We start from the raw sequence: 18,857 nt of genomic DNA, 5'->3' as shown, positions 1-18,857 counted from the left end.
CGGAACCCGTCGACGTGCATCTCGAGCACCCAGTAGCGCAGCGAGTCCATGATCAGCTGCAGCGTGTGCGGATTGCCGACGTTGAGGCTGTTGCCGGTGCCGGTGTAATCGGTGTAGTACCGCTTGTCGTCGTCCTCGAGCCGGTAGTACGCGGCGTTGTCGATGCCGCGCATCGAGAGCGTGGGGCCGAGATGGTTGCCCTCCGCGGTGTGGTTGTAGACGACATCGAGGATGACCTCGATTCCCGCGGCGTGCAGCGAGCGCACCATCGCCTTGAACTCCTGCACCTGGTTGCCGAGGTGGCCCGTCGAGGCGTAGGTGTTCTGCGGGGCGAAGAAGGCGATCGTGTTGTAGCCCCAGTAGTTCGAGAGGCCCTTGTCCTGCAGCGTGGAGTCGTTGACGAACTGGTGCACCGGCATCAGCTCGATCGCGGTGACGCCGAGCTTCTTCAGGTGGTCGATCATGGCGGGGTGGCCGATGCCGCTGTACGTGCCGCGGATCTCGTCGGGGATGCCGGGGTGGAGCTTCGTGAGTCCCTTGACGTGTCCTTCGTAGATGAACGACGACGCGTAGGGGGTCTTCGGCTGCCGATCCCCCGCCCAGTCGAAGAACGGGTTGATGACCACGCCCATCATCTGATGCTTGGCGGAGTCCTCTTCGTTGACCGAGTCGGGGTCGCCGAAGTTGTAGCCGAACACGGGCTGACCCCAGTCGACCTGGCCGGCGACGGCCTTGGCGTAGGGGTCGAGCAGCAGCTTGCTCGGGTTGAAGCGCTGGCCGTTCTCGGCGTCGTTGGGCCCGTGCACCCGGTAGCCGTACCGCTGACCGGGGCCGATCTGCGGGAGGTACGCGTGCCAGACGTACGCATCGACGTCGATCAGCTCGACGCGCGTTTCTTTGCCCCGCTCGCTGAACAGACAGAGCTCGACTCGCTCTGCCCCCTCGCTGAAGAGAGCGAAATTGGTGCCGTTCCCGTCGAACGTCGCACCGAGCGGGTAGGTGGATCCAGGCCAGGTCTGCACGGGCTCACCATAGCGCCCACGTCCGACGCTCGTCGCTGCGGAGTGAGGTCTTGACGCGGCACATCGCGTCGCGTAGAACCCTGAGCCCGTGACCGCATACAGTGGGCATGTGGGCACGATTTACTACGGCGGTTCCGACACGCCTATCCAGGTGGAGGATCGCGCTCTGGCGCACCTGAAAGTGGTCATCGCGACCAAGCTGCGCCGCGGCGAGAGCTTCACACTGAGCTGGCGTCACCCGGAGGACCAGCCCCGGGGCCGCAGCACGATCTGGCTGCACCCCTCGATTCCGCTGCGCTTCGTCTTCGACGATCCCGAGCCCGCCTCGCTCAGTCGCGAGTGGATGGAGGAGTTGGCCCAGTCGGCCAACTCCTCGGGTGGAATCATGCTCATCGCCGAGCACTTCGACGTCGAACCCTCCGAGGAGGACGACAACGTCGTCGCGATCGACCGCGTCGAGGTCGATTCGGCGACGGTGGGCTCCATCGCGGTCGTCGACGCCGACGCCTCGAGCCTCGATCGCGAGACTCAGAACGCCGACTGAGTCAGTCCGCGGGCACCGCGGACTCCTCGGGCGGCTCGGGCACCACGAACAGGCCGTTCGGACTCGAGGCCGAGGTCATCAGCGCATCGATCCACGCGCGATTGAGTCGAGGCTCGCGGCTGCCGTGGAACGCGAACTGCAGGGGGACCGACGGGTGCACCCAGAAGCTGCGGCGCGAGATGCCCTCGCTGTCCATGTCGATCGTGAACATGAACGACTCACTGCGGCGCAGCTTGTTCATGATGACGATGCGCAGGTGGGCGAGCGTGCGGTCCTCGATGTCGACCGAGTTGTTGATCGTGTCGTAGATGAAGCGGCCCATGGGCCGAGCATAACCCGCGGGCGCGCGGCTGCAAGGCTGCGTCAGGAGGCGCCCGCGGGCGGGTGGCGCAGCAGTTCGATCCGCTCCTCGACATAGCCCTCGAGCGCGACGAATCCGCCCCGTGGGCTCCAGCGCACGCTCGGCACCCCGTCGACGACCGCGAGGGGTGTGGATGCCGCCGGCGCGCCCATCGCGTCCAGGTCGATCACCTGCCAGCCGACGTGTACGGCTTCGCCCGCGGCGAAGCCGCCTCGCAGAGCCGCGAAACCCCGCTCCGCGCGCTCGCGCGAGGACTGCGCGGTGAACCCGCGCCGTCCCGGATCGCGGGCCGTCACCACCTCGCCGACGGCGTAGACCTCGTCCTCGCCGAGCAGCAGCACGCCCAGGCGCCACGCCTGGGCTCGCGGCACGATCCGCGGCCCCCGCGCGGCGGCGAAGAAACGGGGCGTGACGAGTTCGCCCAGCCGCTCCCGCGGTGCCCCCGCGAGCGCGCCCCGCGCGGAGTCGAAGATGCGCGCGGCCGCCACGCGCGCTGAGGCCCCGTGATCCGTCATCGTGTCCTCGTCGCGCGCGGCTCGTGGGCTCAGCCCAGGCCGTGCCGGGTCTCGTGCGAGTGATCGGCGCCCTCGACGGGCTTGCGTGACAGGCCTACCGACCCGGCGTCAGGCCCCTTCGACAGTGCCGCCGAGACGGCGACCTGCTCATCGATGTCGGTGTAGCGCGGCCGCAGCCGCACGGCCTCGCTGCGCGCCTTCTCACGCTTGGCCTTGCGCGCCGCATAGGTGAGGTTCAGCGTCTCGACGAGGATCGCGAACACCATCGGGCCGTAGATGAAGGCCTTGTCGATGTGGAAGCCGAAGCCTTCGGCGATCAGGAAGACGCCGATCAGCAGCAGGAACGACAGCGCCAGCATCTTGACCGTGGGGTGCTTGTTGACGAACTCGAAGATGAAGCGCGCCGCGAACAGCATGATGCCGAACGAGAGCACGACGACCGTGATGATGACGACGAGGTTCTCGGTCATGCCGACCGCGGTGATCACCGAGTCGAGGGAGAACACGAGGTCGAGCACGAGGATCTGCGCGATGACCGATCCGAAGGTCACGGCCTTGCGCCCGCCGCCGTGCTCCTCCTCGGAGCCCTCGAGCTTGTGGTGGATCTCGGTGACGGCCTTGTAGACGAGGAAGAGCCCACCCGCGATGAGGATGAAGTCCTTCCACGAGAAGCCCATGCCGGCGATCTCGATGATGTCGTCCTTGAGGGTGATGATCCACCCGGCGAAGAGCACGAGCAGCACGCGCATGAGCATCGCGAGCGTGAGGCCGAGGTTGCGGGCCTTGGCCTGCTGCTCCTTGGGCAGCTTCGACGCGAGGATCGAGATGAAGATGACGTTGTCGACACCGAGCACGACCTCCAGCACGAAGAGCGTGAGGAAGACGGCGATCAGATCCGGCGTGAAGGCGAAGGAGAAGTCCACCGCCTCAGGGTAGCCGCGGATGGATACTCACGCTCACACCGCGTCGTCGTCGGCGGGTTCACGGGCCAGGTCCCGTTCCCGGACGCCCCGCAGCGACATCCCGACGAGCGGGAAAAGCAGGACCGACAGCATCCCGGCCCCCACCAGCGCGGCACCGAGTCCCTCGCGCAGGATGCCCGCATCGACGCCGATGGCCGTGACGGCGACGATGATCGGAAGCCCCGTCGCGCCGAGGAACACCATCGCGCCGCGTTCGCGCCCGGACGCTCCCGCGGGGATCGAGAGCAGCGCCGGCAGACCCCGCACCACGAGCAGCAGCACCAGGAAGACCGGCACGAGCAGCGCGTCACGCGGGTCCTCGACGAGGGCCTGGAGATCGAACGTGACGCCCGTGTAGACGAAGAACATCGGCACGAAGACCCCGAACGCGAGACCCTCGACCTTCGATTCGACCTGGGCGCGGTCGGGTTCGGGAGCGTTGCGCATGATCAGCTGCCAGACCACCCCCGCCACGAAGGCACCGAGGAGCATGTCGAGATCGAGCACGAGGCTGAGCGCGACGAGCGCCGCGAGGATCAGGATGATCACCCTGACCGCGAACTGCCCCGAGGTGTGCAGCGTCGAGGTGACGATCTCGTGCAGGCGCCCGTTCGGCACTCGCACGGCCGCGAACACCGCCAGGCCCGCGACGGCGACGAAGAGGGCCAGAACGATGCTCGCCAGCCCGATGTCGCGCCCGCCGAGAAAGAGGGAGATCGCCACGAGGGGCCCGAACTCCCCCGCCGCGCCGACCGCCATCACGGCGCGCCCGAACGGGGTGGGCAGCATCCGCGCGTCACGCAGGATCGGCAGCAGCGCGCCGAGCGCCGTCGAGCTGAGGGCGATGCCGACGACGACGGCGGCCTCGCCGGGTGCGATCAGGAGCCCCGCGGCGATGCCCGCCGCGAGGCTCACGATCCACCCCGTCGCGGCACGCCGCCCCGAGCGGCCGCGCACGACGGCGAAGTCGATCTCGTTGCCGGCGACGAAGAACAGCAGCGCGAGGCCGAAGTCGGCCAGACGCTCGCTGATCAGTCCCGGCTGCACCCAGCCGAGCAGGCTCGGTCCGATCACGATGCCCAGGCACAGCTCGAACACCACGATCGGCACGCGCACCCAGCGCACGAGGGCGCGCGCGATCAGCGGCGCCGCCACCGCCACGAGCGCGATGACGACGAAGTCGATCTCGCTCAGCTCCATCGGTCCGGGCTCACCAGCGGCGCGATCAGCGCCAGACGTCGTCGGCGATCGCGACGACCTCGCGGATCTTCGCCCACTGCTCGTCCTCCGTGAGCACGTTGCCCTCCTCGGTCGAGGCGAACCCGCACTGCGGGCTCAGCGCGAGCTGCCCGAGCGGGGCGTACTGCGCGGCTTCGTCGATGCGCCGGATGACGGCATCCACGTCTTCGAGTTCGCCGCTCTTGGAGGTGATCAGGCCCAGCACGACGGTCTGGTCGCCCTCGGGAAGGAAGCGCAGCGGCTCGAAGCCGCCCGCACGATCGCTGTCGTACTCGAGGAAGAAGCCGTCGTACGCGACCCGGCCGAGCAGCTGCTCGGCGACGGGCTCGTACCCGCCCGAGGAGATCCACGTGGAGCGGAAGTTGCCCCGGCAGACGTGCGTCGTGATCGTGAGGTCGTCGGGCTTGCCCTCGAGGATGCGGTTCAGCAGGTCGGCGTAGCGCTCGCCGAGTCCATCGGTGCGGATGCCGCGGTCGCGGGCCTTGGCGAGCTCGTCGTCGCTGCACAGGTACGCCCATGCGGTGTCGTCGAACTGGAGGTAACGGCAGCCTGCGGCGTAGAAGGCGTCGATCGCGGCGCGGTACGCGCCGACGAGATCGTCGATGTAGTCATCGCGTCCCGAGTAGGTGTGCGGGTCGATGTGGTCGGGCTCGAGCCGGAAGTCGAGCACCGTGGGCGACGGGATCGTGAACTTGGGCAGCACGCCCGTGGTGCGCCCGACGATCTGCGCGAGCGAGCGGTAGTGCTCGAGCATCGGGTGGGTGTCGCTGAACCCGATCGCCCCGCTCAGGTGCAGGCCTCGGGGCTTGGTCTGCACCCCCTGGAACTGGATGCCGTGGTCGAGCTCGACGACCTCGACGCCATCGAGCATGCCGAAGAAGTCGAAATGCCACCAGGAGCGGCGGAACTCGCCGTCGGTCGCCAGCCGGAGGCCGTTGTCGGCCTCCTTCTGCACGAGGTCGCCGATGAGCTCGTCCTCGAGCTCGCGGACGGCGGCGTCGTCGATGACGCCGGCGGCCCGGTCGGCGCGGGCCTTCTTGAGTGCTTCGGGACGCAGGAACGAGCCGACGATGTCGGCGCGGAAGGGAGGATTCAGGCTCACCGCTTCACCATAGCTTTCCGGGTGTTTCGCCGTCTCGCGCTCGTCGGCACCTCCGCGCGCACCGCCTGCGATCAGCGTCGCTTCTTCGGCGACGACTCCGAGGGCAGCGGCACCCGGATGAGGGCGCCCGCGGCGGCGAACAGGCCCGCCGCGGCGATGTGGGCGACGATCCACCACGGGCCGTCGAAGGGCACCGGGAACAGCGGGTTCCAGGCCATGGCGACGACGAAGAACACGATCGTCCACCACCATTGGCCCGCCTGTACGGCGAACCACGCCACGATCAGCGCGAGGATCGCGACGATGAATCGGATCAGCAGGTACCAGTCCGCTCCGATCAGCGGGATGCCGGAGAGCAGGGCCGCGGCCGCGAGGATCCCGGGCAGGAACGCGGGGCGTGTGGTCTCGGGGACGGCGGCGGGTTTCGGCATCCCCCCATCCTCCCGCACTCCCGGCTGCGAGAGTGAGCGTCAGCGCGGTCCGTGGATGTCGAGCCACTGCGCGAGGGCCGGCAGGGACAGGTAGGCGATAGTGGCGTGCGTGGCCATCGGAATGCGCTCGAGGGTGACATCGATGCCCAGAGAAGCCTCGTGCTGCGCGAACGCCTCGGTGTCGCTCGGATGGATCAGGGTGTCGGCGAGGCCCTGGGCGATGAACAGGGGCGCATCGAAACCGACGGACCCGGCCGAGTTCTCGGCGAGCAGATCGCTCCAGGGCTGCGTCGTCGTCGGATCGCTCACGACGAAGTCGCCGATGAGCGGCTCGGTGATCTCGTGCAGCTGAGCCGTGTGGGTGAGCAGGCACAGCTCCTGCACCTCGGGCACCGCGGCGAGCGCGGCGGGGGTCAGGATGTCCTCGAGCCGGGCACCCTCGACGCTCTCGCCGTAGACCGCCGCGAAGGCCGGGAAAGCGTAGGAGCCGATCGTCACTCCGGAGATGTCGCCGATGTCGGCATCGAGCAGCGCGGTGAGATCCGCGGCGGGGGCCGCGACCGCGACCGCGGCGATCGAGAGCTCGGGGGCGTAGTCCGCCGCACGCTCGGCGGCGAAGAGCACCGCCTGACCGCCCTGGGAGTGCCCCCACAGCACCACGTCCGACCCCGCGCGCGAACCGGGGATCGCCTGCGCCGCCCGCACCGCATCGAGCACGTTGTTGCCCTCCGTGGCACCGATCAGGTATGAGTCGGGCCCCTCGACCCCCATCCCCGCATAGTCGGTGGCCACGACGACATATCCGCGGTCGAGCATGAGGCGCAGGCCCTCGATGTCGAGGAACGGATCGGCGCCGAGCGAGGGCGCGCAGTCCCGCGCGACGCCCGTCGTGGGGTGCCCCCACGCGAGCACCGGCCGCCCCTCCGTCGGGGCGGGCCCGAGCGGGGTGACGACGATCGCCGACACGACGACATCCTCGCCGTCGAGGTCGGTGGAGTGATAGAGCACGCGCCACCCGCGCGAGTCGAAGGGGACGCCGATGAGCTCCTCGACGCGCAGGATCTCGCCCGGCGACCCCGAGGGCACCGGATCGGGCAGCGCGTAGAACGCGGCGAGGCCGGGACGTTCGAGGGCATCGCCGATGGCTCGGGCCTCGAGCACCAGGATGCCGCCGCCCAGCAGCGCCAGGAGGGCCGCCGTCCCCGTCGCGAGCCCCCGTCGGATGCTGCGCCACACATGATGCCCCGCCGCGCGTCGGCTCATCGCTCCCCCTCGCGGTCACCGTATCCCATCGCGGGGCGACGCGGGATGCGGGGTGCGGGGGCGGGGGTGCGGGGTCTGCAGCCCTAGACGGCGAGGGGCCGCCGTGGGGCGGCATCCGCGGGCGCGGTGTCGCCGTGGACTTCGCGGTGCAGTCGTTCCATCCGCGTGTCGAGCTCGGCGGCGCTGTCGGCGGCGTCCTTGAGCGATGCGAGCAGGCCCTCGGGCACCTGCCGGTCGAACTTGTAGTAGATCTTGTGCTCGAGGCTGGCCCAGAAATCCATCGCGATCGTGCGGAACTGCACCTCGACGGGCACGTCCACCCGGCCGGTCGAGAGGAACACGGGGACCTCGACGATCGCGTGCAGACTCTTGTAGCCGTTGGCCTTGGGATGCGCGATGTAGTCCTTCACGGTGCGCACCGTGATGTCATCCTGCGCGGTGAGCAGATCGAACAGGCGGTACGCGTCGGCGACGAAGCTCACGGTCACCCGGATGCCGGCGACGTCGGTGATCTGCTCGCGGATCACCGAGAAGTCGGGATCGATGCCCTTGCGCGCGACCTTCTCGGCGAGACTGTCGGGCGTCTTCACGCGGCTCGAGACGTGCTCGATCGGGTTGTAGTCGTGCATGTGCTGGAACTCGTCCCGCAGGATCGCGATCTTGGTCTCGACCTCCTGGAGCCCGAATCGGTATTCCAGCAGGAAGCGCTGGAACTCGTCGCGCAGAGCCCGCATCTCGTCGAGGGTCGCGGAGAAGGAGGACTCATCGAACGAGATCGTCATGCCCGCCACGGTAGGTCGCGCGCCTACGAGGTCACTGGGAGCGTGGATGCCGCCTCCCGGCGCTGCGCGGCGAGTCGTTCGACCTCGGCCACCGCGTCGGCGGCGGCCGCGCGCGCCCGATCGAGGTCGCGCTCCACACCCTCGACCCGTTCGAGCAGGCGTTCGGCGTGCTCCTGGGCGTGCCGCAGGCGGGAATCGATGCGCGCGAGCTCGCGTTCGGCATCCCTTCGTGCACGCTCCGCCTCTCGCGCCGCCTTCTCCGCGGCGCGCGCGGCACGCTCGGCCTCGCGCCGGCCGCGCCGCTCGGCGAGCTCATCGCCCCCGGCCCCGCCCCCCGCCCCCGCTGGGCCCTCGCCCCCAGCCCCGGCGCCGGCCCCGGCCCCGCCCCCAGCCCCGGCGCCGGCCCCGGCCCCCGCTGGGCCCGCGCCCCCATCCCCGCCCCCCGCCGGCGTTGGGGCGTTGAAATCACGTTGGGGCGCGCTGCAGCGCGCCCCAACGTCGCCCTGACGCCCCAACGCGGGGAGATCGAGGCCGCCGCCGACCGCGCCGTCGAGGTCGACCGGGTCGAGGCCCGAGGCCTCAAGAGCGCGGACGAGTCGGCCCGAGCTCACCGCGGCCGCGGCCGCGGCATCCCGCATCGCCGCGTTGAGGGTGCGCTCGACGGCGGCGGCGACGGCGGCGCTCACGGTGACGCCCCGCGCCTCGGCCAGCTCCGCGGCGTCACGGGCGAGGGCGGCGACGAGCGCGCGACGCTCCCGACCCAGTCGCGACAGCGCGGCGGCGTCGAGGTCGTCCTGCGCCTCGCGCAGCCGGTCGGCGAGGTCCAGTGCCTCGGACAGCCGCGCTCCGCTCTCGCGCGCCAGTGCGTTCACCACCCAGGCGGCCGTCGAGGGCTTGCGCAGCGCGCGGATCTCGCCCGCCCGCCCGCGCCCCGCGTCCGCCGCCGCCGCCGTTCGCGCCGCGGTGAACTCCCCCGGCAGGAGCCCGTAGAGCCGTGCGGCCACCGCCTCGAGGGAGTCATCGCTCATGGCGTCATTCTCGCGCGGCCTCGTCGGGCAGTCGCGGCACGACGATGATGACGACATCCTGCACGCGCCAGTCCAACTCGACCACGCCGCGTCGAGCGCGCTCGATCCGCGCCACCGATACGCGCGCCCAGCGCGGAACGACGAAGACCTCGACGTGGAAGACATGGCCCATGTCGCGCATCCGCAGCGCGGACTCGCGCACCCACGGCAGGGTGTTCACCGCGCGGAGGATCTCACCGATGAGGGGTTCGGGCTCGCCTTCGTCGTAGGTGCGGGCGCGCTGATCCATCAGGTCGACGACCGCCGATCGCGAGTTCTTGATGCCGTCCCACACGATGCCGATCGAGATGAACAGCGCCGCGACGCCGTCGAGCCACCACCAGCCGATGCCGATCCCCAGCACTCCGACGATCGAGGCGGCATTCGTCGTCCAGTCCGCCTTGGCCATGTCGGCGTCGGCGAAGAGCACCTTGTTGTGCAGCACGGGCGCGATACGCGCCTTGGCGGGGCCGTAGAAGAGCGGGCCGACGACGATGAGAGCCATCACTCCCACCATGAACCAACCCAGCCACACGGTGACCCCGAAGACCTGCACCGTGCCGATCGTGGGATGCTCAGCCCGCACGAGTCCCAGAATCGACTCGACCGCGAGGCTCCCGCCGATCGCGAAGAGCGCGACCCCCGCCACGAGATGCCCGACGCCCATGGCGCGGTGCAGACCGTACGGGAAGGCCCGCGTCGGCCGGCGCCGGATCAGCAGAAGGGCGACCAGGAACGAGATCTGCGGGACGAGCGAGAGCATGTCCTCGATCCAGGCCGTCTTCATCGCCTGCGAATTGCCCACGACGAGGGCGATGAGGGCGATCGTCACCGTCGTGTAGGCGATCGTGAACCACTCCAGGCGCACGGCCTTGCGCAGCGCCTGGCGCTGCTCGGCCGGCAGGTCGGTGCGGCCCAGGGTCTTCACGAGCCGAGCTCCCCGTCGAGGTGCCGCTCGAGCGCAGAGAGCAACGCGTTCTCGCCGAGAGGAACGAGCATCACGATCGCACGCCCCGAGGCTCCCGGGATCTGGGGGTACCCGCGGGTCGCACCGACACGATCGGTCCACGGAGTCGCATCAGTCATCCCGCCCACGGCCAGGTCGATCCGTCCCGCCTCGAGATCGGCGACGAGGTCCTCTTCGCTCCCTGTGAACCACTCGAGGTCCGCGTCGATGCCGCTCGCGAACGAGCCGACGAGGTCGGCAAGGGGCCCCGACATCCGCCCGTCGTCCTCGGCGATCAGTCCCGCACTCGGGGAGGCTCCCACCCGCAGGAGGCCGCCCGAGACGCGGTCGAGCGTGCCGTCGGGATCGGCGGGGATGGTGAGGCCGCACGCGGCGAGGGCGAACGCGAGCATCCCCGCGAGAAGAGCGGCGAGGACCCGGCGTGCACGCCGCGCACCCGCCCGCCCCGCCCGCACCCCGGCCATCGTGGGCCGCCTACAGCGGCTTGCCGCCGGTGACCGGCAGCACCGCGCCCGAGACGTAGGAGGCGGCCTCCGAGGCGAGGTAGACGTAGGCGCCGGCGAGCTCGGCGGGCTGCCCGGCGCGGCCGAGCGGGGCGTCCTGCCCGAAGGTCGCGAGGCGCTCGGCGTCCCACCCCGTCGCCGGGATCAGGGGTGTCCAGATCGGCCCCGGCGCCACGGCGTTCACGCGGACGCCCTTCTCGCCGAGTTCCTCGGCCAGCGCCTTGACGAACGCGACCTGCGCCGCCTTGGTCATGGCGTAGTCGATCAGCCCCGGCGAAGGCGAGAACGCCTGCACCGACGAGGTCACGATGATCGACGCCCCCGCGCGCAGCCTCGGCACGGCGGCTCGGGCGGTGAACAGCAGTCCGTACAGGTTCGTGCGGAACACCCGGTCGAACTCGTCGGTGGGCAGGCTCTCGAAGCTCTCGCGGTCCTTCTGGTAGGCGGCGTTGAGCACGACGATGTCGAGTCCGCCGAGACGGTCGATCGTGTCGTCGACGATCGACGTCGCGAACACCTCCTCGCGCACATCGCCCGCGAACGCCGCCCCCCGCACTCCCGCGGCCTCGATCAGAGAGACGGTGGATGCCGCATCCTCGGCCTCTTCGGGCATGTGGGCGATCGCGACGTCGGCGCCTTCGCGCGCGAAGGCGATCGCGACGGCCCGTCCGATGCCGGAGTCGCCTCCCGTGATCAGGGCGCGGCGTCCCGCGAGACGTCCGTGCCCCGTGTACGACGCCTCGCCGTGATCGGGCATCGGATCGGTCGCGCGGGTGAGCCCGGGCTGCTCCTGCTCCTGCGGCGGAAAGCCGTCGCTGCGGTGCTTGTCGGTGGGGTCGTGGGTGGCGGCGTTGTCGTCGTTCGACATGGGGTCTCCTTGCGAGGTCATCGGTCATCGACGTTACGAGCCGCGGTCCCGGTTCCCGAGGCACTTGACAGCCACCCCGCACCGGGCGTAGAACGCTGCCGTCCTACCACCCCGCGGCGTGACTGACAATCCCCGGGAGCGAGAATCTGTGCGGTCATACCGTGGAGCCGACCACGATGCGGCGCCCGCTCCGGCGCGCCGCGGAAGGAGATCAAGACATGGCCACCACCACGAAGACCCCCACCAACGGCGCATCCACCAAGGGCCGGCGTCGCCCGAGCCGCGGCGCCGCGCTGACCACGGAGCAGAACGCCGAAAGCGGCTTCCGCGCGTCGAAAGAGCTCAGCGACAACATGCAGAGGGTGCTCGTCGACCTCATCGAGCTGTCGCTGCAGGGCAAGCAGGCGCACTGGAACGTCGTCGGGGCGAACTTCCGCGACATGCATCTGCAGCTGGACGAGATCATCGAGGCGGCCCGCACCTACAGCGATCAGGTCGCCGAGCGCATGCGCGCGCTGCATGCGCTCCCGGACGGCCGCTCCGACACCGTCGCCGAGACGACGACGCTGCCCGAGTTCCCGCACGGCGAGGTCTCCACCGCCGAGACGATCGATCTGGTCACCGAGCGCCTGGATGCCGTCATCTCGACGGTGCGCGAGGTGCACGACCCCATCGACGACGAGGACCCGACGACCGCCGACATCCTGCACGGGGTGCTCGAGGGGCTCGAGCAGTTCTCGTGGATGGTGAGCGCCGAGAAGCGCACACCCGCACGGTGACGACCGTGTCCATGCCCCCGGCGGAGGCGCCCGCGGGCGCGCCGCCGGGGGTCTCACCCGTCGTCCTCGATGCCGGCGGCGAGCACCCGCTCGCCGCCGCGTTCGCCCACGAGCTCGAGACCCTGATCTGGTTCGGCGAGCACGTCGACGCCACGATCGACCTCGCCGTCGAACTCGGGCGCCGCGCCCCCGCGCCCGCCGCGGGACGCACCGCCGACCTGTGGTCGACCCTCGCCACCGCGTCCCGGGCCGATGTCGCCGGCGCCCGCGTCATCGAGCCGCACCTGGACGCCCTCGCGATCCTCAGCGAGGCTCGCGCGCACGGGGTCGACGTCGACGCGGCGCTGCACACGATGGGCGCCGGACGGGATTCGTCGTGGGGCGTCTTCGCCGCGGAGGGCCCGGGAACCCGCCTCGAGGCATCGCCCGCGCCGGAGGGTGGGTGGATGCTGTCGGGAACCAAGCCGTGGTGCTCGCTCGCCGCGCGGCTCACCCACGCGCTCGTGACCGCGTGGGTCTCGCCCGGCGATCGGGCACTGTTCGCGGTGCCGCTGCGGCACGCGGGCGTGCACGCCCAGCGCGCGCCCTGGTTCTCGCGGGGGCTCGCCCAGATCGTCAGCGCGCCGGTCGACTTCGACGAGGTCCCGGCCGCACCGATCGGCGAGCCGGGCTGGTACCTCGAGCGTCCCGGATTCGCGTGGGGCGGCATCGGGGTCGCCGCGGCATGGTGGGGCGGGGCCCTGCCCCTGCGCGACGCATTGGCGGCGGCCGCTGCTGATGATCGGGCCGATCAGTTCGCCGCGATCGCGCTCGGCGACGCCGACGCGCGCCTCTGGGCCGCGCAGTCCGCCCTGGCCCGCGCGGCGGCGATGATCGACGCCGCGGCGGACCATTCGCCGCTCACCCGGACGCAGGGGCGCATCCTCGTCGAACGGACGCGGGCGGTCGTCGCCGACGCCGTCGAGCGCGTGCTGGATCTCACCGACCGCGCACTCGGCCCCCGTCCCCTCACGACGAACGAGGCGCACGCCCGCCGCGTGGCAGATCTCCGCGTCTACCTCCGGCAGCACCACGGCGAGCGGGATCTCGCCCGGCTCGGCATGGCACTGGCCGCCGCCCCCGACGGGGTCGGAACACGCGCGTGACGATCACCTTCGACCATCGCGATGCCGGAACGTCGGAGGACCGCTGGCGCAGCATCCGACCCTGGCGCGATGCGGCCCCGCTCGACACCGACATCGACGCCCTCGTCGTGCTCGCCGCCCACCCCGACGACGAGACGCTGGGCGCGGCGGGGTTCATCGCGCTCGCGGCGGCGCGGGGCATTCCCGTGACCGTCATCGTCGCCACGGACGGCGACGCCTCGCACCCGGCCTCGCCCACCTTTCCGGCACGCGCGCTCGCCCGTGCCCGCCGGCTCGAGGTCGCCGCCGCCCTCGACATGCTCGCCCCGGGCGCCGCGCTGATCTTTCTCGGGGTGGCCGACGGCGCCCTGCGCGAGAGACGCTCGCGCCTGTCGACGCTGCTCGCCGGGATGCTGGGGGCCGTCGCCGCCGATCACGACCCCGCCCGCGTGCTCGTCGCCGCAACCTGGCGGGGAGACGGCCACCGGGACCATCGCGTGCTCGGCGAGGTCGCCGCCGAGGTGGCTCGCGATCGGGGCGCGAGGTTTGTGGAATACCCGATCTGGATGTGGCACTGGGGCGACCCGGACGAGCCCGAGGCGATCGCCGCCGACCGCTGGCTGACACTGCCCCTGGACCCGCATACGACCGCGCTGAAACGGCGCGCACTCTCGGTGCACACCACGCAGATCCGGCCGCTCTCTCCGGCCCCGGGGGACGAGGCCGTGCTGCATCCGGGCATGCGCGCGCATTTCGAGCGTGACGTCGAGGTCTTCGTCGGTCCCCCGACGGAGGGCGGCGCCACCGGGTCGCTGCGCGCGGCCGTCGCCGAACCCGCCGGCGGCGACCGCGAGAGCACCCCGGCCGCGCACTTCGACGACTTCTACGCCCGCCACGACGACCCGTGGGGATTCGAGACGCGCTGGTACGAGCAGCGTAAGCGCGACCTGCTGATCGCGGCTCTGCCCCGACCCCGCGCGGTTCGTGCCCTCGAGATCGGCTGTGCCACCGGCATCCTGACCGCGCGCCTGGCCGAGCGCTGCGACGCCCTCGTCGCCGTCGATGTCGCCGACGAGGCCGTACGACGTGCCCGGAAGCGGCTCGGCGAGCGCGCCCATGTGGATGTGCGGCGCGCAGCCCTGCCGGCGCAGTGGCCGACCGGCTCGTTCGATCTGATCGTGCTGTCCGAGGTCGGCTACTACTGGAGCCCGCGCGACCGGCGCACCGCCCTGGAGCGCATCGACCGCTCGCTCACCCGTGACGGCGTGCTGGTGACCTGTCACTGGCGGCACCCGGTCGCGGAGTACCCGGCGACCGGCGACGAGGTGCACCAGGACATCCTCGAGGCCGGATTCGTGAGCACACTCGCGCGACACGAAGAGGAGGACTTCGTGCTGGAGGTGCTCGTCCGCGAGGGGACCGGCTCGGTCGCGCGCGAGAGCGGGGTCATCGCGTGAGATCCGACCGCGTCGAGGCGATCGCCGTGATCGTGCCCGCCCACGACGAGGAACAGCTGCTCGACAACGCGCTCGTCTCGATCCGTGCCGCCGTCGACGCCGTCGCCGGCGCGGGGCTGTGCGCGTCGATCCACCTCGTGCTGGACGCCTGCACCGACAGATCGGCGGCTCTCGCGCGGGCGCACGCCGCCGATGATCTCGAGGTGCTGGTGGTCGAGGCGCGCTGCGTGGGCGCCGCGCGCGCGGCCGGGGTGGCAGCCGCCCTCGCACGCCACGCCGGTACACCGCTCGCCTCCCTGTGGACGGCGCACACCGACGCCGACTCGGTCGTGCCCGCGCACTGGCTTGCTCACCAGCTCGACCTCGCCCGCGCCGGCGCCGACATCGTCGTGGGCACCGTGCGCCCCGACTTCCGCGACCTCACCCCCGAGCAGGTCGCCGCCTGGGGCGCGACCCACACCCCGGGCGTCGCCAACGGGCACGTGCACGGCGCCAATCTCGGGATGCGCGCGTCGATCCTCACGGCCGCGGGTGGGTTCGAACCCGTCTGCGAGCACGAGGATGTCTCGCTCGTCGAGCGCGCGATCGCCGTGGGCGGGCGGGTGACGGCATCCGATCTCGCGTGGGTGCGCACGAGCGGACGGCCCGTCGGGCGCACCGCCGGCGGGTATGCCGGGTACCTGCGCGAGCAGCTGATCCCCCTCGCGCGGGCCGCGGGCGAGAGGATGGGCGCATGATCGACATGGATCGGATCGGCGCGCGGGCACGGGATGCCGGCATCCGTGTCGCCGTCGCGGAGTCGCTCACCTGCGGACTGCTCGCCTCGCGCATCGGACGCGCGGAGCGTGCAGGCGAATGGTTCGCCGGCGGCGTGGTGGCCTACCAGACGCGGACGAAACAGAGGGTGCTCGGTGTCGCCGAGGGGCTGGATCCCGTGTCGGCCGCGTGTGCCGAGCAGCTCGCCGCGGGCATGCATCGCCTGCTCGACGTCGACCTCGCGATCGCCGTGACCGGTGTCGGCGGACCCGACCCGCAGGACGGACACGACCCCGGCACCGTCTACGTCGGCTGGTGCGATGCCTCGGGCCCGGGCAGCCGGCTCGTGATGCTCGCGGGGCCGCCCGAGCAGGTGCTCGAGGGCGCGATCGCCGCGGCGCTGACGGAGCTCGACCGGCTCGTGCGCTGACGCGCGCTGCGCTCCGCCCCCGTGACCTACCCGCGTTGGGGCGTCAGCGCGACGTTGGGGCGTCGGCGCGACGTTGCCTACCGGCGTTGGGGCGTCGGCGCGACGTTGCCTACCGGCGTTGGGGCGTCGGCGCGACGTTGGGGCGTGCTGCAGCGCGCCCCAACGTCGTTTCAACGCCCCAACGTCGCGGAACGCCCCGCGCACAGCGACGCCGCACGGCGGGTCAGATCGTGGCGACCGAGCCGGCATCGACGCGATAGTTCGACCCGTTGACGAACGACGCCCGATCCGAGCACAGGAACGCGATGACGCTCGCGACCTCCTCAGGTTCGCCGCGACGGCCGAGCTCCATGTAGGGCCGCTCCTCCGCGAGGAACGACTCGATCGCCTGCTTCGGCGACACGCCCAGCTCCGCGCCGCGCTTCTGCATCATCGCGTCGGTCATGGGCGTATGGATGAACGCCGGCGACACGGCGTTCACCAGCAGCCCCTCCGACGCGTACGACCGCGAGAGCCCTTTCGCGAGGGCCAGGATGCCGGCCTTCGCCGCGCAGTACGGAAGCTCGTCGTCGTAGGGCTGCACGGCGTCCTCCGACGCGAGCAGCACGAGACGCCCCCACCCGCCCCTGCGCAGCGACGGCAGGAACTCACGGACTAGCCGCACCGGACCGATGAGGTCGGTCTCGATCGTCTTCGTCCAGCCCTCGTCACTGATCTCGTGAAACAGCCCCTGCGCGCCCGTGACCCCCGCCGACTGGACGAGGATGTCGATGTCGCCGACAGCATCCGTCACCTGCTCGTGCAGCTCCGCGAGCGAGTCGAGGCTCGTGATGTCGGCGGCGAACGCGTGCAGACGCCCCTTCGGCGCCTTCAGCTGCGCAGCTGCGTCGTCGAGGGCGTCCTGGTCCCGGTCGCTCACGACGACCGTCGCGCCCTCCTCCAACAGCAGCCGCGCGGTGTGCCATCCGATACCCGAATCGGCGCCCGTCACGAGGGCGATGCGTCCGTCGATGCCGAGGTCCATGTGTCTACTCCTTCGTCCTGCGGGAAACGGATCGGCGCGGGGCCGGTTCAGTGCCCACGGGTCTCCGCCGCGTCCGTGAGGTCGCGGATCGTCAGCGCCGCATTGATCAAGGCCAGGTGACTCAGCGCCTGCGGCAGATTGCCCCAGAAGGCCCCGTCCTCCTCGGCGATCATCTCGGCCAGCAACCCCACGTCGTTGGGAAGCTGCACAAGCTCGTCCATGAGCGCGATCGCCTCGGCGTGCCGACCCACGCAGACGAGGGCCGTGGCCCTCCAGTAGGCGCAGGCGACGAAGGTGTGCTCCTCGCGGCGCGCGCCCGAGTAGCGATAGACGAGCGAGCCGGCAGCCAGCTCGGCGGTGATCGCATCGATGGTCGACGACATCCGCTCGCCCCGGTCGAATCCGCTCGGTGCGTGCAGCAGCACCGATGCGTCGAGCCGCGACGACCCCGGGGATATCACGTACGCGCCGATCTCCTCCGACCAGCAGTTCTGCTCGATCCACTCGCGGATGCGGTCGCGCTCCACACGCCAGCGGTCGGCGCTGCCGGCGACCTGCCCCGCCTCGGCCAGATGAACGGCATCGTTCAGCGCCTGCCAGCATCCCATCTTCGACGAGGTGTAGTGCTCCTCGTCGGGTAGCTCCCACATGCCCGCGTCGGGGCTGCGCCACAGATCGCAGGTGCGGTCGGCGATGCCGGCGAGCATGCGGCCCGTCTCGACGTCGAGCACGTTGCCGGCGTCGACGTACGTGCGACAGATCGCGAAGAGGTCGCCGTAGACCCCGAGTTGCAACTGTCCCTGTGCCGGATTTCCACTGACGACCGGGCCGATGCCGCGCCATCCCGGCCCCTCGTGCTCGAGCACCCCGTGCGGAAGATCGCCGTCGAGCGCGTAGAAGATGTGCAGATCGGGACCGTGCGCGCGGATCGTGCGCAGCAGCCACGAGATCGCCGCGTGCGTCTCCTCCCGCAGGCCGAACAGCACGAGAGCGTGCGCTGTGTACGCCAGGTCGCGCACCCAGGCGAACCGGTAGTCCCAGTTCTTGCCCCCGCGCGGGCTCTCGGGCAGCGACGTCGTCGCGGCGGCGGCGATCGCGCCGGTGGGGCTGTAGATCAGCAGCTTCAGCGCCAGCGCGCTGCGCTGCACCTGCGCCGCCCACGGCCCCTCGTACGAGAACTCGCGCGACCAGTGCCGCCAGTTCTCGATGGTGCGATCGATGCCGCGATCGACGTTGCCCGGATCCGGCAGGTGCAGCGGCTCGTCGTGCGTCGCCACGACGATGAGCAGATGACGGCTGGATGCTGTCGCCGTGAACCCGCCCGACAGCTCGGGCCCCGACGGCCCATCAGGGGTGGGCTCGTGCGGTCCGTGCTCGCAGCCCACGACCGCGATCGTGGCCTCGCCCGAGCGGATGATCGCGCCCTCGGCGCTCTGCTCGATCCAGGGCGATGCCGTGCCGAGCACCGTGCCGGGACGCACACGCCACGCGAAGCCGACTTCGCCCTCGACGCCATCGACGCGTCGGGCGAGCTCGGCCCAGGGCAGTCGTCCGGCGACTCCGGTCACGAGCGCGTCCGTGACCGTCGCGCGGCCCGTCGGGGTGGTGAAGGTCGTCTGCAGCACGTTCGTGTTCGCGACGTACCTGCGCGTCGAGCGCAA

20 protein-coding genes and 1 pseudogene are annotated in these 18,857 nt (G+C 71.1%); 6 read left to right on the top strand and 15 right to left on the bottom strand.

The features are described from left to right. On the bottom strand, positions 1–1,022 hold a 1,022-nt coding region (locus tag DI573_RS07890), incomplete at its 3' end, for an alpha-amylase family glycosyl hydrolase (protein WP_292812565.1). Between the two features lie 109 nt (positions 1,023–1,131). Between DI573_RS07890 and DI573_RS07885 the strand changes: the two are divergent. Next, positions 1,132–1,416, top strand: a pseudogene (locus DI573_RS07885) (hypothetical protein); the annotation flags it as partial. A 151-nt stretch (positions 1,417–1,567) separates the two neighbouring features. On the opposite strand, the gene DI573_RS07880 reads toward DI573_RS07885, so the two are convergent. From DI573_RS07880 to DI573_RS07825, 12 genes are all read right to left on the bottom strand, one after another. After that, positions 1,568–1,888 (bottom strand): ATP-dependent DNA ligase, encoded by a 321-nt coding sequence (locus tag DI573_RS07880; protein WP_292812562.1) that lies wholly within the window; start codon positions 1,886–1,888, stop codon positions 1,568–1,570. Positions 1,889–1,929: 41 nt separating this feature from the next. Beyond that, a complete protein-coding gene (locus tag DI573_RS07875; RefSeq protein WP_292812560.1) occupies positions 1,930–2,442 on the bottom strand; it encodes a glutaminase in 513 nt (170 codons plus the stop codon). Between the two features lie 29 nt (positions 2,443–2,471). After that, positions 2,472–3,365: a TerC family protein gene (locus tag DI573_RS07870; RefSeq protein WP_292812557.1), complete on the bottom strand. Its 894-nt coding sequence runs from the start codon at positions 3,363–3,365 to the stop codon at positions 2,472–2,474. A 33-nt stretch (positions 3,366–3,398) separates the two neighbouring features. Beyond that, the gene (locus tag DI573_RS07865; RefSeq protein WP_292812555.1) at positions 3,399–4,604 is read right to left on the bottom strand and encodes a cation:proton antiporter; all 1,206 of its coding nucleotides are present in this window, start codon (positions 4,602–4,604) and stop codon (positions 3,399–3,401) included. A gap of 25 nt (positions 4,605–4,629) precedes the next feature. Then, positions 4,630–5,745 carry a 5-methyltetrahydropteroyltriglutamate--homocysteine S-methyltransferase gene (locus DI573_RS07860; protein ID WP_292812553.1) on the bottom strand — a complete coding sequence of 372 codons (1,116 nt, stop codon included), beginning with the start codon at positions 5,743–5,745 and terminating at the stop codon, positions 4,630–4,632. Between the two features lie 71 nt (positions 5,746–5,816). Continuing rightward, a complete protein-coding gene (locus DI573_RS07855) occupies positions 5,817–6,176 on the bottom strand; it encodes a DUF6804 family protein (RefSeq protein WP_292812551.1) in 360 nt (119 codons plus the stop codon). Positions 6,177–6,215: 39 nt separating this feature from the next. After that, positions 6,216–7,439, bottom strand: a complete 1,224-nt coding sequence (locus DI573_RS07850; protein ID WP_292812548.1) for a lipase family protein — start codon at positions 7,437–7,439, stop codon at positions 6,216–6,218. A gap of 83 nt (positions 7,440–7,522) precedes the next feature. After that, positions 7,523–8,221, bottom strand: a complete 699-nt coding sequence (locus DI573_RS07845; RefSeq protein ID WP_292812546.1) for a GTP pyrophosphokinase family protein — start codon at positions 8,219–8,221, stop codon at positions 7,523–7,525. A 23-nt stretch (positions 8,222–8,244) separates the two neighbouring features. Then, complete coding sequence (locus DI573_RS07840) at positions 8,245–9,249, bottom strand: transposase (protein ID WP_292812544.1); 1,005 nt, start codon at positions 9,247–9,249, stop codon at positions 8,245–8,247. A gap of 4 nt (positions 9,250–9,253) precedes the next feature. Next, complete coding sequence (locus DI573_RS07835) at positions 9,254–10,216, bottom strand: cation transporter (protein WP_292812540.1); 963 nt, start codon at positions 10,214–10,216, stop codon at positions 9,254–9,256. Next, the gene (locus tag DI573_RS07830) at positions 10,213–10,719 is read right to left on the bottom strand and encodes a hypothetical protein (RefSeq protein WP_292812537.1); all 507 of its coding nucleotides are present in this window, start codon (positions 10,717–10,719) and stop codon (positions 10,213–10,215) included. The genes DI573_RS07835 and DI573_RS07830 overlap by 4 nt, the downstream gene beginning before the upstream one ends. 10 nt (positions 10,720–10,729) lie before the next feature. Beyond that, positions 10,730–11,626 carry an SDR family oxidoreductase gene (locus DI573_RS07825; RefSeq protein WP_292812536.1) on the bottom strand — a complete coding sequence of 299 codons (897 nt, stop codon included), beginning with the start codon at positions 11,624–11,626 and terminating at the stop codon, positions 10,730–10,732. Between the two features lie 218 nt (positions 11,627–11,844). Between DI573_RS07825 and DI573_RS07820 the strand changes: the two genes are divergently transcribed. The 5 genes from DI573_RS07820 to DI573_RS07800 are packed head-to-tail and all read left to right on the top strand — an operon-like array spanning position 11,845 to position 16,172. Then, a complete protein-coding gene (locus tag DI573_RS07820; RefSeq protein WP_292812534.1) occupies positions 11,845–12,405 on the top strand; it encodes a DNA starvation/stationary phase protection protein in 561 nt (186 codons plus the stop codon). Further along, the gene (locus tag DI573_RS07815) at positions 12,402–13,550 is read left to right on the top strand and encodes an acyl-CoA dehydrogenase (RefSeq protein ID WP_292812531.1); all 1,149 of its coding nucleotides are present in this window, start codon (positions 12,402–12,404) and stop codon (positions 13,548–13,550) included. Before DI573_RS07820 ends, DI573_RS07815 begins: the two co-directional genes overlap by 4 nt. Continuing rightward, positions 13,547–14,986 carry a PIG-L family deacetylase gene (locus tag DI573_RS07810; protein ID WP_292812529.1) on the top strand — a complete coding sequence of 480 codons (1,440 nt, stop codon included), beginning with the start codon at positions 13,547–13,549 and terminating at the stop codon, positions 14,984–14,986. The genes DI573_RS07815 and DI573_RS07810 overlap by 4 nt, the downstream gene beginning before the upstream one ends. Then, positions 14,983–15,723 carry a glycosyltransferase gene (locus tag DI573_RS07805; RefSeq protein WP_292812527.1) on the top strand — a complete coding sequence of 247 codons (741 nt, stop codon included), beginning with the start codon at positions 14,983–14,985 and terminating at the stop codon, positions 15,721–15,723. The genes DI573_RS07810 and DI573_RS07805 overlap by 4 nt, the downstream gene beginning before the upstream one ends. After that, positions 15,720–16,172, top strand: a complete 453-nt coding sequence (locus tag DI573_RS07800) for a CinA family protein (protein ID WP_292812524.1) — start codon at positions 15,720–15,722, stop codon at positions 16,170–16,172. Before DI573_RS07805 ends, DI573_RS07800 begins: the two co-directional genes overlap by 4 nt. 223 nt (positions 16,173–16,395) lie before the next feature. On the opposite strand, the gene DI573_RS07795 is transcribed toward DI573_RS07800, so the two are convergent. Continuing rightward, positions 16,396–17,196, bottom strand: coding sequence for an SDR family oxidoreductase (locus DI573_RS07795; protein WP_292812521.1), 801 nt, complete (start codon positions 17,194–17,196; stop codon positions 16,396–16,398). Positions 17,197–17,243: 47 nt separating this feature from the next. Beyond that, positions 17,244–18,857, bottom strand: a 1,614-nt coding sequence (locus DI573_RS07790) for a glycoside hydrolase family 15 protein (RefSeq protein WP_292812519.1), incomplete at its 5' end; no start/stop codon positions are given.

It is taken from the genome of Microbacterium sp. (assembly GCF_003248605.1).
Taxonomy (GTDB): Bacteria; Actinomycetota; Actinomycetes; order Actinomycetales; family Microbacteriaceae; genus Microbacterium.
Note: the sequence above shows the minus strand (reverse complement) of the source record. Positions and strands in the feature narration are given on the sequence as shown.

Bases quoted from the DNA above. Each gene is read 5' to 3' on its own strand.
- DI573_RS07880 (WP_292812562.1), bottom strand. From the start codon at position 1,888: ATGGGCCGCTTCATCTACGACACGATCAACAACTCGGTCGACATCGAG.
- DI573_RS07840 (WP_292812544.1), bottom strand. From the start codon at position 9,249: ATGAGCGATGACTCCCTCGAGGCGGTGGCCGCACGGCTCTACGGGCTC.
- DI573_RS07850 (WP_292812548.1), bottom strand. From the start codon at position 7,439: ATGAGCCGACGCGCGGCGGGGCATCATGTGTGGCGCAGCATCCGACGG.
- DI573_RS07830 (WP_292812537.1), bottom strand. From the start codon at position 10,719: ATGGCCGGGGTGCGGGCGGGGCGGGCGGGTGCGCGGCGTGCACGCCGG.
- DI573_RS07795 (WP_292812521.1), bottom strand. From the start codon at position 17,196: ATGGACCTCGGCATCGACGGACGCATCGCCCTCGTGACGGGCGCCGAT.
- DI573_RS07855 (WP_292812551.1), bottom strand. From the start codon at position 6,176: ATGCCGAAACCCGCCGCCGTCCCCGAGACCACACGCCCCGCGTTCCTG.
- DI573_RS07800 (WP_292812524.1), top strand. From the start codon at position 15,720: ATGATCGACATGGATCGGATCGGCGCGCGGGCACGGGATGCCGGCATC.
- DI573_RS07875 (WP_292812560.1), bottom strand. From the start codon at position 2,442: ATGACGGATCACGGGGCCTCAGCGCGCGTGGCGGCCGCGCGCATCTTC.
- DI573_RS07825 (WP_292812536.1), bottom strand. From the start codon at position 11,626: ATGTCGAACGACGACAACGCCGCCACCCACGACCCCACCGACAAGCAC.
- DI573_RS07820 (WP_292812534.1), top strand. From the start codon at position 11,845: ATGGCCACCACCACGAAGACCCCCACCAACGGCGCATCCACCAAGGGC.
- DI573_RS07865 (WP_292812555.1), bottom strand. From the start codon at position 4,604: ATGGAGCTGAGCGAGATCGACTTCGTCGTCATCGCGCTCGTGGCGGTG.
- DI573_RS07845 (WP_292812546.1), bottom strand. From the start codon at position 8,221: ATGACGATCTCGTTCGATGAGTCCTCCTTCTCCGCGACCCTCGACGAG.